Raw genomic sequence first — 16,553 nt, 5'->3', positions numbered from 1 at the left:
TTTCTCTAAATCAATTATAACAAGCGCCCGCAATTATTGCGGGCGTTTTATTTTGGCAAAAAATTGATCGATGGCACTGTTGACCTCGGTAGAAAGTTTAAGGAAATACACTAGAACTGCATAAAGAATAAAAATCAATATGCTTTTAACTGCGATGTTCACGAATAGGTTCCATTGAAAATCCCATGGATAGAATATGGTAATTACCACAATGATAACGACTAGAGCGACGGTCGTTTTTGCAGTCCATGGATGCATTTGCAATTTGATGTTGACGTAGTAAGCTTTCGCGAAAGCGTAAACTACATAAGCCACGCAGGTAGCTATGGCGGCTCCTATCATACCAAAAATAGGGATCAACCAAATGTTCAATAAAAAGGCGACGATGGCAAGACCCAATCCCAACCATAGCGTGAATTGGTACAAGTTTGTATTGTAAAGAATTGCATTATTGCTGCCCAGTAAATTCTCAGTGAACTTAACAAAGCAAATAAGCAAAACGACCGGTATAGCAATAGCAAATTCTGGCGGTAAGAATCCATAAAATTCCTGAACATTACATATGATCAACACCATCAATAACCCTGCAACAATTGTAAGGTTGAGCGCGCTGCGCTTGTAGAGCCATTCAACCTTTTTGAGGTCACCAGCATTGAAATAACCTGCGGTTAAAGGATGCATGATCTGAGCCATCCCACGTGCAGGAATAGCAACAACGGTAGCGATAAATCCAGCAACGCCGTAGTAACTTATGTCCGCTAGGTCTACGTATTGATTTAGCATATTCTTATCCAGATCAATAAGCGCAGTTCCCACACTGCCTGCAATCACCATCAAAACGGAATACCAAAGAATCTCTCTAGACGCTTCTAGTTTGTAAAAAGTAAATTTTGGAGCATAGGTGCGCCAAGCCATGATTCCCATCGCCAGCATGCGTAAGAAGTAAATTAAAATTAGGCTATAAATAAACTGAACCTGCGTGATGACTTCAAATGCTACCAAAAGCAACGCGATAGTCGCCGCGGCTCTATAGAAAACTTCCTTGAGAAAATTACCGCCTATGGTTTTCAAATACACCTTTGTCCATGCATAGAAGATTTCGAAATAGGCCTGAAATACAGCAATTAACAAGATAGGCCATAAAAAGTCACCTGTCAGTTGATTAGTGGTTGAAATCAGCAAGCGTATATCATCGTAGAACACAAACAACAACAGAAAAATGGGAATAGCTCCTATTACTGGCCAGAACAACATCTGAGTCAGAAAGTTATTCCGTTCTCGATCTGTTTTGTATGTGCTGTAATACTTAACAATGGTATTGTGCAAACCAAAAGACATCAAAGGGAACAGCAAAAATGCTGTACTCAAAATGTAATTCATTAATCCGTAGTAGTCCGCATCCAGATACGTGGTCGCAAGTGCAAGAACATTAATCGCTCCCAATAAAAAACCGAATCCCGTTATAACGAGATTCCAGCTGCTATGTTTGATAACAATTCCCATCTAGTTCACAATGGTATTTACCAACTGTTGAGTCAGTTGTTTTCTGTGATAATTGGAAATATCGGTTGGGTTACCGTTGAGTTGGTGATTCTTAAAGCGACGGTAATTTTCAAGTATGTATTCTTTTAAACCGTTTCCTTGATAATCGTAATAGTTACCAGCGTTTGAATCTTGAATGATATGTTTAATTTCTGATCCATCTGGACCTATGGCGATAATGGGTCGCCTACTGGCAAGATATTCAAATGTTTTTCCGGGAATAATAGCTTTAGTTTCTGGAGCATCTATTTCAATAAGAAGTAACATTTGAGCGTTGTTCATAAGGTCTACTGCCCTATCGTGACTTACGTAACCTTCCAGATTCAAGAATGGTTTCAATCCTGCTTCCCCAATAGAATCAATAATTTCAGAGCTTACGTTGCCAGCAAGAATCAGTTCAAAATCTGATTTGAAGTCGGCGTGTTCTTTAGTTAAATCGGCTAGCGCTTTCCACAATACTAACGGATTCCTATCTGCCAGCAGCGTTCCTATATGGCTAATGGTAAAATTGCCTTCAGGCTGCTCTATTTGATTAGGCTCGAGATCATAACCATTTGTTATAACCGTGATGGGTTTTGACGTTTTGGTTTGAAATTCAGATTTTGTGGATGGACTGGTAACGATGATTTGGTCAGCGCTTGTAAGTATTTCACTTTCTAGTTTAATATGTTTTGCTGTGGCTTTCTTGGTCAATCTAAGAGACTTGTGATAACCTATAGTCGTCCAAGGATCCCGAAAATCTGCGATCCATTTCAGGTTTTTAAATGCAGAAGTTACTTTAAGCCTCTTTCCTATTAAATGAACTGAGTGTGGTGGTCCTGAAGTTATTAGTGTGTCCGCTTTCGCGAAAGCGGTACTGCTCTCCAACTCTTCTACAACATTTTTCACCCATGAAACCCGAGCGTCTGGAATGAAGTAATTCCCGCGAATCCAGAGCAAAGCCTGTTCCAACAGTCCAGGCGTCTTGTCAATAAATCCTCGTTGCAGCTTTTTGGTTTTTCTCTTAAACAGCTTTTTGATCCAGCGGCTGGGCTCCTTTAGAGGAACCTCAATGGTGGTGATTCCTTCAGGAATGTCTTTCAATAGTGAATGGTCTGTGCTTGCATAATCAGGGTTTTGCGGAATGACCACGGTAATCTCGAATTGGTCTTTGGGTAAGTATTTTATAAATTTCAACCATCGCTGCACGCCAGGACCACCAGCTGGTGGCCAGTAGAATGCGACAATAAATAATTGATGTTTCAATTACTTCGATTTACGAATCCAGAGAAAAACCGATCCCAGAATCAATAATGCCAGCAAAATATTACTCGCAAGCATCACGGTATTTCCTGTTGCCACAACTTCTGGTTCAAATGAAAAAATGATCTCATGTTCACCAGCTGGAACTTTCAGTCCACGCAGCGCATAATTCACCTTGGCGATTGGAACTTCTTTACCATCAATAGTAGCTTTCCATCCATGCGGATAGTAGGCTTCAGAAAAAACGGCCAACCCATTTTGAGAATTTTTTGATTTATAGATCAAGCGTTCTGGAGAGTAATCTGTAAGTTCAATACTTGCTAAACTATCGCGCCCGATATTTTGAAGATCTATAAAATCGCCCTCACTTTTCTGAATGACGGCCAGCTCTTTTCCGTTGAGCTGGATTAAAGCTTGAATTTCAGCATTGGCATCAGGCACTTCGAGAGAAGAGTTCACAAACCATGCTGGACCTAATCGTTCTTCATTAACTAAAGTCTGTAGCTGATTCTCATTTGCAGTGATCACATATTTCACGTTGAACATATTCAAAATCTCCTGATTCTGAGCAGTTATCTGTGGAATAAAATATCCATTTTCATCTCTTAGATAGAAATCGGCGAGATCAGAAATGCGTTTTGGTTTTGCACCGTGGTATCCTCCTAACGACCTGTGAAAATATGGACCGCGACCAGAATTAAAAGGATCCTGAAGTAAATCGTAAACCCTGAAAATCTCGTCATCTTGCTGAATTTCAACATCTGCTTGAGTAGCTTCAAATGGTGGATCGTAATCACTCGCTCTAACAAAATTGCTGCGCTCTGTTGGAGTTTCTTTGTAATTGATATAGTTCTGATCAAATCCAACCAAATCTACCAACAGTAAGATTCCCATTCCTAAAATCAGCAGGTTTTCAGAAAGTTTAGATTTTAGATAAAGAAATAATCCACCAACGATGAGACCTACAAAAAATAGAGATCTAAACGCGTCTGCACGCATCATTTCAAATCTATCCTGCCGCAAAGCATCCACAAATGCTTGTCCTAATTCCTCGCTATTTCTATAAGAAGCATCATAGGGTCCTGCAAAATCAAATAATTGATTTCCAAATAAGCCAATCACTAAAATGAAAGCTCCCAACCCTAATCCAGCATATTTGAGTGCCTTCCATTTATCTTCAATAGCATGTTTCTTATTAAATAGCTGATACAAACCGACCATTGCTAGAATAGGCAAACACAACTCAATGATCACTTGAATGGACGTTATAGCCCGAAATTTTGAATACAACGGCACATAATCCACAAATAGCTGTGTCAGGAAATCCAGATTCTTACCATAGGAAAGCAGTAATGCCAAAACAGCAGCGCCTATTGTCCACCATTTCAATCTACCTCTAATCAGAAAACAAGCCAATAATGCAAGAAAAAACACGGTGATCCCAATGTAGGCTGGTGCTTCCACTATAGGTTGCGCACCCCAATAAAGTGGAACATTCTGTTGCGCAAAAGCCAGAGCATCAGATTTTGGAATACCGTAAGTATCTACTAAAAAGTTTACCGTATTGGATTCCTCATCAGGTCGCTCACCGCTGCCGCCACCAGCAAACCGCGGAATGATCAGGTTCAGGCTCTCTGCAATTCCATAACTGTATTGCGTGATGTAGTCGTATTCTAGACCGTTTGTGGTTGTTACGCTTTCGCCTTGAGCGTTAATAGTCAATTCTGAAGGGCCACGAGTACTTTCTTCACTGTATTCTTTTGTAGCCAATAGATTCCCAGCATTCGTTCCCAACGCGAGTAAAACCGCAGCGATCATAATACCGATGGATTTGAAATAATGAGGTAGAATCTTACGTCTTATGGCATCTACCAAATAGGCGATGCCAAGAACGGCAACAGCCATCAACAAATAGTAAGTCATCTGTGGATGGTTGGCCTGTAATTCCAGCGCCATGGCCAGCGCAGTCAAAATGCCACCCCAAATGTACTTACGCTGAAAAACCAGAATTATACCACTCAACACCAGCGGGAAATAGGCAATAGCATGTGCCTTTGCGTTGTGACCAACGCCCAGTATAATCACCAGATAAGTGGAAAAACCGAAAGCCAGAGCACCCAGCAGACCCAGTCGCCAGTCCACGCGCAGCACCATCATCAGGATATAAAAACAAATAAAATATAGAAAAAGATAATCTGCCGGTCGTGGTAGAAAACGTATGACTCGATCTAATCCATCGATAAAATCATATTTATAACGGGCACCCAACTGATAGGTAGGCATTCCTCCAAAAACCGAATCTGTCCAATAGATTTCCTCGCCTGTCGTTTCCCTATTCTCGATAAGTTGGCGAGCATTACCCTTGTACTGTACAATATCATTTTGGTACAACTTCTTACCCGACAAAACCGGATAAAAATAAGCAAGTGAAGCAATGATGAAGATGACAAATACCGCTAGATGTGGTACTATTTTCTTAAACTGGAACTGCATGAATGAACTATGATCGTTAGAAATTGAAAATTAGTCAATTTCTTCATAGTCGACGTACTCACCTACGGTTTTCTTGGAACGCTGGGAATTTGCAGAGCTGGTAGAACTTGTATCGTTTATGATGGTTTCACCTTCATTCACAGTATTTCTTTGCGATCCATTCTGGCGTTGTTCAAACTGGCGTTGCACGCGATTCATGGCTTTCTTTCCTGCCCATTTCAAGATGGACTTTCCATAGATTCTCACGATTAATCGTACGGTTAGATAAACACCAACGATAATTAGAATAGCCTGTAGTAATTTCAAGTTTAAAAGCTTTGCCATAAAATTACGGCGCTACCTATTTGAGACTCTTTAATAAATCTTAAATTTGGTTCTCATTATAAACTATGCAGCTCAAGAAATTAATTGTTCCAATCCTGACAGGAATATTCATGATGCCACTGGCAATGATGGGTCAGTATACGGAAACCATAAACACCAATAATCCTGGTCAGTCGCAAGGCGCGTTTGCAGTAGGTGTGAATGTAATACAGGTTGAAGGATCTGCATTTTATCGCAATGAAGAGCATAGTTTGCTCAATTATGAACGAGACATAACTGGTCTGGCTTTTCAATTGCGCTACGGGTTGATTTGGGAACAATTGGAAATCTCCTATTTTGGAACTTTTGAAAATGTCAACGAGACGATCAATCAAGGCTTTGGAGTTCAGGAGAATACTTTTTCAAACTTTTCCCGCAGTACGTTGGGTGCAAAATATTTGATTCTCGATCCTATCAAAAAATGGGGTGAACGCAAGGTAAACCTATATAGTTATCACGATAACCGCAGGATCAAGCTCAAGGATCTCATTCCTGCAGTATCAGTATTTGCAGGGGCAAACATAGATCTAGCAGATCCTAATAGCCTTTTGCCACCTGGAGATGCAAAATTTTCGCCTCGAGCAGAATTAATTACTCAAAATAATTTTGGCCGTTGGGTATTCGTTGGAAACTTCATTGCAGATCGTATAGGCACAGATTTTCCTGCATATGGCGGTATTTTCACATTGACTCATAGCATCAATAACAACTGGGCAGCATTTGGCGAGTTCCAGACCATTATCTCAGATTTTTACAGCGACGATATAGCTCGCGCTGGTGGTGCTTATCTAATAAATAAGAATTGGCAGGTAGATGCCAGTGCCGCCATCAATTTCAAGGATACACCTAACCTGTATCAAATTAATGTTGGGATGAGCTATCGACTCGACCTGCACAAGGATCCCGTAATACAGTAATTGTACTAACTATCATCCATGAGTATTACCGTTAAACGTATCTCCAGTAAGCAAGACATCAAGAAGTTTGTCAAGTTTCCCATGGAGCTTTACAAGGACAACAAGTATTTCGTGCCGCCTATCATCAAGGACGAAATGGAAACTTTTGATCCCAATAAAAATCAGGTTTTTAAGAATGCAGACTGCTGGTTGTTTCTCGCTTATCGCGAAAGCAAAATAGTAGGACGCATCGCTGCAATTATCAATCATATAGAAGTCAATGAGCAAAAGAAACCAAAGATGCGTTTCGGCTGGTTGGATATGATTGATGATATCGAGATAACCAAAGCGTTGCTCAATGAGGTTACAAAGATTGGAAAGGAACACGAGCTGGAATATGCAGAAGGTCCCGTAGGGTTTAACTTAATGGATAAAGCTGGAATTCTAATCCATGGCTTTGATGAACTTGCGACGATGATCACGTGGTACAATCACCCTTATTATAAGGAGCACATGGAACAATTGGGATACGTCAAAAGTGCCGAATGGGTGGAATTCAAATTCAAACCACCAAATCCTATTCCTGAACGATTCAACAAGTTTGCAGATCTTGTAGCAAAGCGATATAATCTTACACAACTTAAATTCAAAAATATAAAGGAAGTGGAACCCTATGTGGATGGCATGTTTGAATTGCTCAACCAGACCTATTCTGAACTAGTAACCTTTGTTCCCATTCAACAATATCAAGTTGATCTCTACCGCGAGAAATTCCTTCCATTCATCAATCCAGACTTCTTGGAATGTATCGTTGATGGTGATGGTAAATTGGTAGCTTTTGCTGTTACTATGCCTTCGTTCTCTAAAGCTTTACAAAAAGCAAACGGTAAATTATTTCCTTTCGGTTTTCTCCATTTGTTGAAAGCAAAAAAGACAAACAAACGAGCCGCTTTTTATTTGATAGGTATTCACCCCAAACTTCAAGGAAAGGGCGTGACCGCGATGATGTTCCGCAATGTGACGCAAAATTTCATGGATTACGGTGTTGAATTGTGTGAGACTAATCCAGAACTGGAAGATAATCTTGCCGTACAAGCTTCCTGGAAAGATTTTGATCCTATATTACATAAGCGACGTCGCACCTATCGTAAGGATCTGGTTTGAAAAAACTAGAACAACATCGCATTCTATTTGAAGATAACCACCTGATTGCCATCAACAAAAATTCTGGCGATTTAGTGCAGGGCGATAAAACTGGTGATACTATTCTGCCAGATTTGATAAAGGATTATATCGCGGTTAAATATGACAAGCCTGGAGCGGTTTATCTAGGCGTGACTCATAGACTTGACCGTCCTACATCTGGCGCAGTAATATTTGCAAGAACTTCTAAGGCGCTCACTAGAATGAATAAGCTCTTTGCAGATCACGATACTAAAAAAGTATATTGGGCTGTTGTGGAAGGTCATGTAGAAAAACATCAAGACTCACTCACCCATCATTTAGTACGCAATCCCAAACAAAACAAAAGCTACTCTCACGACCATGCTGTGCCTAATTCTAAAAAGGCCACCTTACACTATCGATTGCTGCACCGGTTGGATAACTATAGCTTGTTAGAAGTCACTCTGGAAACTGGACGGCATCACCAAATCAGATCGCAACTCAGCAAAATAGGCTACTCCATTAAAGGTGACTTGAAATATGGTGCTAAGCGCAGTAATAAAGATGGTAGTATTCACTTGCACGCAAGATTCTTATCTTTCATACATCCAGTAAGAAAGGAACCGGTTCATATCACCGCTCCAGTTCCTTCACATGATCCCATCTGGAAAGCGATAGAAAAGAATTTATGACACCAGACCAAGTACATCAAGCACAAAAAGAATTATTCAAATCCCGTAAAACCTTTGATGTCTCCTACCGCATTGCGGCTCTAAAAAAGCTAAAATCGGTTTTAGTTAGAGATGAGCAGGAAATCTACAATGTACTTAAAGCTGATCTTGGAAAATGCAAATTTGAAGCATTCATAACCGAATATCAAGTGGTGATTGGTGAACTGGACACCTTTATAAAAAAGACCAAAAAATGGTCACGACCTATAAAAGTTAGTTCCGCGCTACTCAATTTTCCTTCAAAAGCAAGACGTTATCCAGAACCTTATGGCAATACGCTTATTATTTCGCCTTGGAATTATCCGTTTCAATTGGCGCTTGCTCCACTGATTGGTGCGGTTGCAGCAGGGAATACCGTTGTTTTGAAACCTAGCGAATTCTCAAAAGCTACCAGCCACCTACTGAAACGTGTTTGTGAGGAATCTTTTGAACCTGGTCACGTCGCTGTAGTATTAGGTGATGGCGAGATTGCACAAAAGTTGACATCACTCAAGTGGGATTATATCTTTTTTACTGGAAGTCCTGGCGTAGGCCAAAAGATTTATGAAGCTGCAGCAAAACACTTGACTCCAGTAACACTAGAATTGGGCGGCAAAAATCCTAGCGTCGTTCATGAAAGCGCGAACGTTGAAGTCTGTGCCAAAAGAATTGTTTGGGCAAAATTTCTGAACACAGGCCAGACCTGTATCGCTCCCGATTACCTGCTGGTGCATCATTCCATTAAGGAAAAGCTGATCCAATTGTTGAAGAAAGCGATTGTAGATTTTTATGGTGAAAATCCGCAAGAGAGTGCGGACTATCCGCGCATTATTAGAGATGCACATTTTGACGCATTGCAAGAAATGATTGATGAATCAACGGTAATTTATGGCGGCATGATGGATAAGTCAGATCTGTACATCGCACCTACGCTATTGGATGAGCCCTCGAGAGAAAGTACGGTAATGAAAGACGAGATTTTCGGCCCTATTTTACCCATTATAAGCTACGCTAATAAAATGGATGTGGAACAATGGGTCGATAGCTATGATAAACCATTAGGTGCCTACGTTTACGCAAATGACAGCGATTTTGTGGATTGGTTCATTGATCGATTCTCATTCGGCGGTGGCGCTATAAATGATAGTATTGTACAGTATATCAATGAAGGTCTACCTTTTGGCGGAGTTGGCACCAGTGGGATAGGTAGTTACCACGGCAAGAAAACCTTTGAAACTTTCAGCCATTATAAAAGCGTGGTACATCGAGGTACGTGGTTAGATATTCCTCTTAAATATCCACCTTATAACTACCCAGTTTCACTAGTCAAGAAGTTTATGAAGTGGTTCTAGTAAGAATGTTCTGAATTTAATTATTGAAATACGTGGAATGAATCTTGTAAAGTTAAGTTGATGTTATTTCGCTTTCGCGAAAGCGAACTTCTCCTATCTTTAAAAGAAAAAAGATGATTCAAGAAGGAACCAAAGTAAAATGGAAATGGGGCAACGGTACTGCCGAAGGAAAAGTCCAATCGACATTTACTAAAAAAGTAACCAGAACCATAGATGGAAATGAGGTAACTCGCGATGGAGAAGAAGGAAATAAGGCTTTATATATCAAACAAGAAGACGGCGGCGCAGTACTAAAACTGGAGAGTGAAGTCGAGCGTGCCGATTAATACTACTAATTTATGATTCAACTTACAACGTCTGGAATGACTGAGTTCATGATAATTGCCATTATCGTTGCTATCGTGTTGTACGGTTTTCAACTGTTCAAAGATGATAAAGACACTGTTGCAATAAAGTTGCGCAAGGATGGTAAACATGAATATCACAAGATTCCTGCAGCACCTAAGGACGAGATGTCAATCTTAATGAAGATTGTAGTGTTCGTCTTAGTAGCAAGTGTACTTTTTATACCTCTAGACTTTATTCTAAACCGATCATAACATGGCTGAATTAATAAGACTCTACGAAGAAAAAACGGATCAGAAACAATTGAAGCGCATCGCCAAAGCCATGCGCGATGGTGCATTAGTGATTTATCCTACTGACACTGTTTACGGATTAGGATGTGATATCACAAATAAAGCTGCCATTGAAAAAATTGCACAGATAAAAGGTGTGAAATCTGAGAAAGCAAACTTCTCATTCATATGTGAAGATTTGAGCAACCTAAGTGAATACACCAGCCAAATTGATTCTGGTACATTCAAAATATTGAAACGCAATCTTCCTGGACCTTATACCTTTGTATTGCCAGGAAACAACAATTTACCGGGAATATTCAAAAAGAAAAAAACCGTAGGTATAAGAGTTCCTGCCAATAATATCGCGACAGGTTTAGTCAAAGCGCTGGGTAATCCAATCATTTCTACTTCCATTAAAGATGAGGACGAGATTCTTGAATACACCACAGACCCTAGTTTGATTCACGAGAAATGGGACAAACTGGTGGATTTCGTCATTGACGGTGGCGCTGGTGGCAATATAGGCTCAACGGTTATTGATCTAACAACATCAGAACCAACTCTGATTAGAGAAGGAAAAGGTAGTACTGAGTTGTAAGACAAAAAAAATATCAACCTGAGCCGCAACCCTAAGGTTTGCGGCTTTTTTCATTTCTACATTTCTAAACAAAACGCAAATTCACATCAATTTATAAGAAATACCCTACTTATCGCAGTACTTTAAAACAAAAATAAAAATATGCCATACCTAGAAAAAACAACGGGAACATCACAAGCAGATATATCAATCTATTATGAAGATTACGGATCAGGAGATCCAATTATATTAAGTCACGGCTGGCCATTGAGCGGGAACATGTGGGAATATCAAGTTCCTGTATTGATTGACGCTGGTTATAGAGTGATCACTTATGATAGAAGAGGTTTTGGAAAATCCTCTAGACCTTACAAAGGTTATGATTATAGTGAGATGTCTCAAGATGTTCATGAATTGATCACAAAACTGAACTTGCAGAATGTAACACTTGTAGGGTTTTCTATGGGTGGTGGTGAATTGGGAAAATTCGTTGAAAAATATGGAACTAGCAACTTGAAACAATTGGTTTTTATTAGCTCTATTGCACCATTCATGATGAAAACAGATGATAATCCTGATGGAGTACCAGAAAAAGTTTTCACGGGAATGAAAGATAATGTGAAAAATGACCGTGCCGGTTTCCTTAAAGAATTCGGAAAGAACTTTGTGAATTATGAAGACAATAAAGACAAAGTTTCTGAAGGTCAAATGGATTACAACTTCAATATCGCAGTCGCTGCCTCTCCAAAGGCTACCTTAGATTGTATTGACGCATTTGGGAAAACAGATCTAAGAGATGCGCTCAAGTCCATTGATATTCCAACTTTATTCATTCATGGTGATGCAGATGAAGTGGTACCATCAAAACCTACTTCAGAGCAAGGACACAAACTAGTTAAGGATTCTCAATTAGAAATAATTAAAGGAGCTCCACACGGTTTGTACCTCACACATCAAGATGAATTACACAAAATATTAAAAGACTTTTTGAAATAGATTTTTGATTGATTGTAGGAAATCGGCAAGTCAAATGATTTGCCGATTTCTTTTATTCTCATTTTGATCTCTTAAAAATATCATTAAGGAATGGGAGAAATGGTGACGATATCTTATTTTACAAGCATATAACTTATACAATTAGCCATCACAATGAAGAACTTAGATCAGATTTTTGAAAACAATAAAGAATGGATAAAGTCTAAATTAGACGAAGACTCCAAATATTTTGATAAGCTCGCATCTGGACAAAGTCCAGAAATTCTATATATAGGTTGTTCAGACAGTAGAGCAACTGCGGAAGAGATTATGGGTCTAGGTCCAGGAGAAATCTTTGTACACAGAAATATTGCTAACATGGCATCAAATCTAGATTTGACAGCCATGGGCGTTATTAATTATGCTGTTACACACTTAAAGGTGGATCATGTCATCGTTTGTGGACATTACGGTTGTGGAGGTGTGAAAGCAGCCATGCAGTCACAGGATTTGGGAATCTTAAATCCATATCTACGTAACATTCGGGATGTATATAGAACCCATAAAGATGAGCTAAATGCTATTAAAGATGAGGATGCTAGATACAAGCGTTTAGTGGAACTAAACGTTCAAGAGCAGTGTATTAATGTGCTTAAAACTAGTGATGTACAGCTAGCTGTAAAAGATCGGAATATTACTGTCCATGGTTGGGTGTTCGATCTTGAAAGCGGTAAATTGATTGATCTTAAGATCGATTTCAAATCCATACTTGATGACATTATGGAGATCTATCATTTGGACTAAACTTAGTACTTTACATATTAAAACGTTCCTTGTCAGTTCATGGGGCGTTTTTTCTTTTCTCAAGATTCTCGTTATAAAGTGTTAATAGAAATTGAGACACATTATGGCTCATAAAGCAACTTCAATAACTTGTTTAGATGATGGCATGTGAAGAATAAACCCTTCAATTATAAAGATTCAATCCCTGCCGATAATATTTTGAGACCGAGGATTGACGGAAAACTTTTGAATCCATAGTGTTCATGAACCATCGACATTTTCTAATATATAAGCCTTATAAGATGGTAAGTCAATTTATTACCAACGACAGGCATCAGAGAAAAAAACGATTTTTAGGAGAGTTATTTGATTTTCCAGAAGATTGCATGGCCGTAGGAAGGTTAGACGAAACTAGTGAAGGCCTCTTAATCATCACTACTGATGGTCAATTGAGTAATCAAATTAATAAATCAGATACTTTTAAAAAAGAATACTTTGCTCAAGTTGATGGTGTAATTACTGATGAAGCAGTAGATCAACTTTCGAATGGCGTCGAGATTTCAGTAAATGGAAAACCATATTTAACTAGTTCTTGCGAGGTAAGAAGATTGGATGCAATCCCTGAACTTCCATCTACAAACCAAAAAATCAGAGATGATCGCCATGGGCCGTCAAGCTGGATTTCCATAATATTGAATGAAGGGAAATTTAGGCAAGTGCGTAAAATGACGAGCGCCGTAGGATTTCCTACATTAAGATTGGCTCGAGTTAGAATCGGAAGCTATTCTATAGAAAATATGAATAGTGGCGAAGTTATAGAACTTGATGACAATCAGCTTAGAACAGCTATTTCTTAATCACGATCATCGTGGCTTTTACACCAGAGGCGAGATTCCATATATTTTTGGAAACAACATTTCCTTCTTTGTCCATAACCTTAAATTCCGCAGTATTTGGACCTGACGAGCCTTGATTCAACGCTTCAATTTCAAGTTTGTTGAAACCTTCTTTCAAATTAATATCAAAACCTTGGAAAGCATTGCGCAAATAAATCTGCTCAACGAGTATTTTGTCATCGAGCCACACACGTACTAAATCACCATCTTCATACTGGTGATCACGACAAACCATGGTCAAGACTTGCTCACCAGTTTTTATCTCACCTAGAAAAGTATCACTTACAAACCCAATGCTGTTACCTAGATCCTTTTTGAATTTAGGTCGTGCAAATTGCACACCTGGATCCAACAAATCGGTATCGGTTCTCATGCTTATTTCTGGAGCTGATTTAGTTCTGGAGAAAAATGGCGTGATGGATTCTTCTTTTTTAGGAAACAAGAGTGATCCACTTTCATTGGGCGCCTCCACTTCTCTCTCTACTGGATTCACTTTCACGGTAGAACTTTTAGGCGTTTCTTGTGCTGCCACAAAAGACCCAATCAACAATACGATAAATAATAACCGAATTCTCATGCTACTAAAATAACAAAATCCTTGCCTAACTCGTTTCAGACAAAACTTTTATGATCTTTTTGACTAGCATAAACGCATAAGGTTGCATTCTGGTTTTTGATGAGTTCACTTTCGCGAAAGCGAACTACATAAAAAACTCTATAACAGACAACTAACTCAGTCGCTGAATATGAGCACCTATGCGCTTGAGACGTGCATCAATATTTTGATAACCTCGATCAATCTGCTCAATATTGTGAATCGTGCTAGTTCCCTTTGCACTCAAGGCCGCAATAAGTAGCGAAATACCAGCGCGAATGTCTGGAGAAGTCATTGTGGTGGCCTTCAAGCTGGAATTGAAATCGTGTCCTATCACACTCGCTCGATGTGGATCACACAAAATGATTTTGGCGCCCATGTCAATCAATTTATCAACGAAAAATAAACGGCTCTCAAACATCTTTTGATGAATTAACACGCTACCGCGAGCCTGAGTGGCAACGACAAGAACGATACTGAGAAGATCTGGTGTAAATCCTGGCCATGGTGCGTCTGAAATGGTCAAAATGGAGCCGTCAATGTAGTTCTGTATCTCGTATCCATCAGTATGAGCTGGAATGTAAATATCATCACCACGACGCTCAATAGTAATTCCCAATTTGCGGAAGGTCGACGGAATAAGTCCCAACTCATCGTAAGCCACATTTTTGATGGTGATCTCACTTTTAGTCATAGCCGCAAGGCCTATCCAGCTTCCTATCTCGATCATATCTGGAAGAATTCTATGCTCTGTACCGCCTAGCTCATTTACTCCTTCAATCGTCAAAAGATTGGATCCAATACCGGTGATCTTTGCACCCATGCGCACCAACATTTTACATAGCTGTTGCAAGTATGGCTCGCAAGCCGCATTATAGATTGTAGTAATTCCTTTTGCCATGACGGCTGCCATCACAATGTTTGCTGTACCAGTAACAGATGCTTCATCCAGCAACATGTTTGTTCCCTGAAGCTCCTCTGCCTCTACTCCATAAAAATATTCTTCACGATTGTAACGGAATTTTGCTCCTAACTTGATAAAACCTTCAAAATGAGTATCTAAGCGTCTGCGGCCTATTTTATCACCACCAGGTCTAGGAATAAACCCTTTTCCAAAACGGGCCAACAAAGGACCTACCAGCATTATCGAACCGCGCAAGCCGCGACCTAAGGTTTTATATTCTTCAGATTGAAGAAAATCAAGATCTACATTATCTGCTTGGAATGTATATGATGAATTAGAATTCTTAGTCACCTTGACACCTAGATGGCTCAATAAGTCAATCAGTTTATTTACATCAATAATGTCTGGTACATTATTAATTGTTACAGGCTCTGCTGTGAGGAGCACGGCACATAAGATTTGTAATGCCTCGTTTTTAGCTCCTTGTGGTTGAATATCTCCTTTAAGTGCGTGACCGCCTTCTATTATGAATGTTCCCATGAAAAAGAATAGGTTTAAAATTTAAAAATAGACATCTGGTTAAAGAGTTCCTTGCTTTTTAAAATGAAGTATTAATAAGTAATCAACAGAATAGATATCACTGCAAAACAAAAAAATCCTAATCTCGCTCTGTGAGATTAGGATTAAAATTAAAGCGCTTATCGCAATTGAGGTTTAATTACGTCTACGTCTATTGTTATTATTGTTGCTGCGACCTCCCTTTTTAGAACGATTGCGATTATTATTGTTGTTATTGTTGTGACGTCTAGTATTGGTATTGCGGTAGATCAAATCTTTTGACTCCAATAAGTCTTCATCTTTAGCAGCGAGATTTATTTTTCCATCACTAAGTTCAAACAGGTGCTTGAAAATAACCGCATCATCTACAGAATCCTTGTTCCAGTTAAGGAAGGATTTCTTCATGTGGTTAGCAATGATAAAAGTCAATGCCTCACGCTTTTCTCCTTTTTCCCATGAACTAGCCACATCGATCATACTCTGGATATTGTTTCCGTAAAAACGATATCTAGGCTTCTTTTGTGGATAAGGCATTCTAGGAGGATGTGCCAGTAAATCTTCTTTATTGGGTAAAGGATATGGGGAATCTACGTCTAGATCAAAATCTGCGATGATAAAAAACTGGTCCCAAAGCTTGTGCTGGAAATCTGCCACATCTCTTAAATGCGGGTTCAAATTACCCATCACACCTATGATGGCGTTTGCCATGCGATTGCGTTCTTCCTTGGATTCCAAGGTTTTGCAATGCTCGACTAGCTTTTGAATGTGACGACCGTATTCAGGTATGTTGAGCTGGTTACGCTCTGTATTGTATTCTAAGGATGATATCAAAATGGACTGTAATTGGTATTGTGAAGTGCTGCAAAATAAGCAAAAACATCTA

17 protein-coding genes are annotated in these 16,553 nt (G+C 39.4%); 10 read left to right on the top strand and 7 right to left on the bottom strand.

Annotation, left to right across the window (positions count from 1 at the left end; translation table 11 throughout):
• Positions 1–33: 33 nt before the first annotated feature.
• From BLO34_RS03625 to BLO34_RS03610, 4 genes are read right to left on the bottom strand one after another with little or no spacing between them, the layout of a single operon-like run.
• Positions 34–1,503, bottom strand: coding sequence for a lipopolysaccharide biosynthesis protein (locus tag BLO34_RS03625; protein WP_090752657.1), 1,470 nt, complete (start codon positions 1,501–1,503; stop codon positions 34–36).
• Positions 1,504–2,787 carry a glycosyl transferase family 1 gene (locus tag BLO34_RS03620; RefSeq protein ID WP_090752655.1) on the bottom strand — a complete coding sequence of 428 codons (1,284 nt, stop codon included), beginning with the start codon at positions 2,785–2,787 and terminating at the stop codon, positions 1,504–1,506.
• Positions 2,788–5,277 carry a YfhO family protein gene (locus tag BLO34_RS03615; protein ID WP_090752654.1) on the bottom strand — a complete coding sequence of 830 codons (2,490 nt, stop codon included), beginning with the start codon at positions 5,275–5,277 and terminating at the stop codon, positions 2,788–2,790. It abuts the gene before it with no gap.
• A gap of 30 nt (positions 5,278–5,307) precedes the next feature.
• Positions 5,308–5,601, bottom strand: coding sequence for a DUF4834 family protein (locus tag BLO34_RS03610; RefSeq protein ID WP_090752652.1), 294 nt, complete (start codon positions 5,599–5,601; stop codon positions 5,308–5,310).
• A 65-nt stretch (positions 5,602–5,666) separates the two neighbouring features.
• On the opposite strand from BLO34_RS03610, the gene BLO34_RS03605 reads away from it, so the two are divergent.
• The 10 genes from BLO34_RS03605 (at position 5,667) to BLO34_RS03560 (ending at position 13,574) form a co-directional block, all read left to right on the top strand.
• The gene (locus BLO34_RS03605) at positions 5,667–6,557 is read left to right on the top strand and encodes a transporter (RefSeq protein WP_231959548.1); all 891 of its coding nucleotides are present in this window, start codon (positions 5,667–5,669) and stop codon (positions 6,555–6,557) included.
• 18 nt (positions 6,558–6,575) lie between these two features.
• Complete coding sequence (locus tag BLO34_RS03600; protein ID WP_090752651.1) at positions 6,576–7,700, top strand: GTP cyclohydrolase; 1,125 nt, start codon at positions 6,576–6,578, stop codon at positions 7,698–7,700.
• Complete coding sequence (locus BLO34_RS03595; protein ID WP_090752649.1) at positions 7,697–8,392, top strand: RluA family pseudouridine synthase; 696 nt, start codon at positions 7,697–7,699, stop codon at positions 8,390–8,392. Before BLO34_RS03600 ends, BLO34_RS03595 begins: the two co-directional genes overlap by 4 nt.
• A complete protein-coding gene (locus tag BLO34_RS03590) occupies positions 8,389–9,762 on the top strand; it encodes an aldehyde dehydrogenase (RefSeq protein WP_090752647.1) in 1,374 nt (457 codons plus the stop codon). The genes BLO34_RS03595 and BLO34_RS03590 overlap by 4 nt, the downstream gene beginning before the upstream one ends.
• Positions 9,763–9,875: 113 nt before the next feature.
• Entirely contained in the window at positions 9,876–10,088 is a 213-nt protein-coding gene (locus BLO34_RS03585; RefSeq protein WP_090752646.1) for a DUF2945 domain-containing protein, read from the top strand.
• A gap of 12 nt (positions 10,089–10,100) precedes the next feature.
• Positions 10,101–10,361: a hypothetical protein gene (locus tag BLO34_RS03580; protein WP_157686656.1), complete on the top strand. Its 261-nt coding sequence runs from the start codon at positions 10,101–10,103 to the stop codon at positions 10,359–10,361.
• Between the two features lies 1 nt (position 10,362).
• The gene (locus tag BLO34_RS03575; protein WP_090752642.1) at positions 10,363–10,980 is read left to right on the top strand and encodes an L-threonylcarbamoyladenylate synthase; all 618 of its coding nucleotides are present in this window, start codon (positions 10,363–10,365) and stop codon (positions 10,978–10,980) included.
• Positions 10,981–11,121: 141 nt separating this feature from the next.
• Positions 11,122–11,955: an alpha/beta fold hydrolase gene (locus tag BLO34_RS03570; protein ID WP_090752641.1), complete on the top strand. Its 834-nt coding sequence runs from the start codon at positions 11,122–11,124 to the stop codon at positions 11,953–11,955.
• 153 nt (positions 11,956–12,108) lie between these two features.
• Positions 12,109–12,738, top strand: coding sequence for a carbonic anhydrase (locus BLO34_RS03565; protein ID WP_090752639.1), 630 nt, complete (start codon positions 12,109–12,111; stop codon positions 12,736–12,738).
• A gap of 242 nt (positions 12,739–12,980) precedes the next feature.
• Complete coding sequence (locus BLO34_RS03560) at positions 12,981–13,574, top strand: pseudouridine synthase (RefSeq protein WP_090752638.1); 594 nt, start codon at positions 12,981–12,983, stop codon at positions 13,572–13,574.
• Here BLO34_RS03560 and BLO34_RS03555 read toward each other — a convergent pair.
• The 3 genes from BLO34_RS03555 to BLO34_RS03545 form a co-directional block, all read right to left on the bottom strand.
• Entirely contained in the window at positions 13,564–14,190 is a 627-nt protein-coding gene (locus tag BLO34_RS03555) for a hypothetical protein (protein ID WP_090752636.1), read from the bottom strand. The genes BLO34_RS03560 and BLO34_RS03555 overlap by 11 nt on opposite strands.
• 151 nt (positions 14,191–14,341) lie before the next feature.
• Positions 14,342–15,652: a UDP-N-acetylglucosamine 1-carboxyvinyltransferase gene (gene murA, locus BLO34_RS03550; RefSeq protein ID WP_090752634.1), complete on the bottom strand. Its 1,311-nt coding sequence runs from the start codon at positions 15,650–15,652 to the stop codon at positions 14,342–14,344.
• A gap of 174 nt (positions 15,653–15,826) precedes the next feature.
• Positions 15,827–16,501 carry a DUF4290 domain-containing protein gene (locus BLO34_RS03545; RefSeq protein WP_090752633.1) on the bottom strand — a complete coding sequence of 225 codons (675 nt, stop codon included), beginning with the start codon at positions 16,499–16,501 and terminating at the stop codon, positions 15,827–15,829.
• Between the last annotated feature and the right edge of the window lie 52 nt (positions 16,502–16,553).

Origin of the sequence: Nonlabens sp. Hel1_33_55 (genome assembly GCF_900101765.1) — a bacterium.
Classification (GTDB): Bacteria; Bacteroidota; Bacteroidia; order Flavobacteriales; family Flavobacteriaceae; genus Nonlabens.
This window is presented reverse-complemented; position numbering and strand designations above follow the sequence as displayed.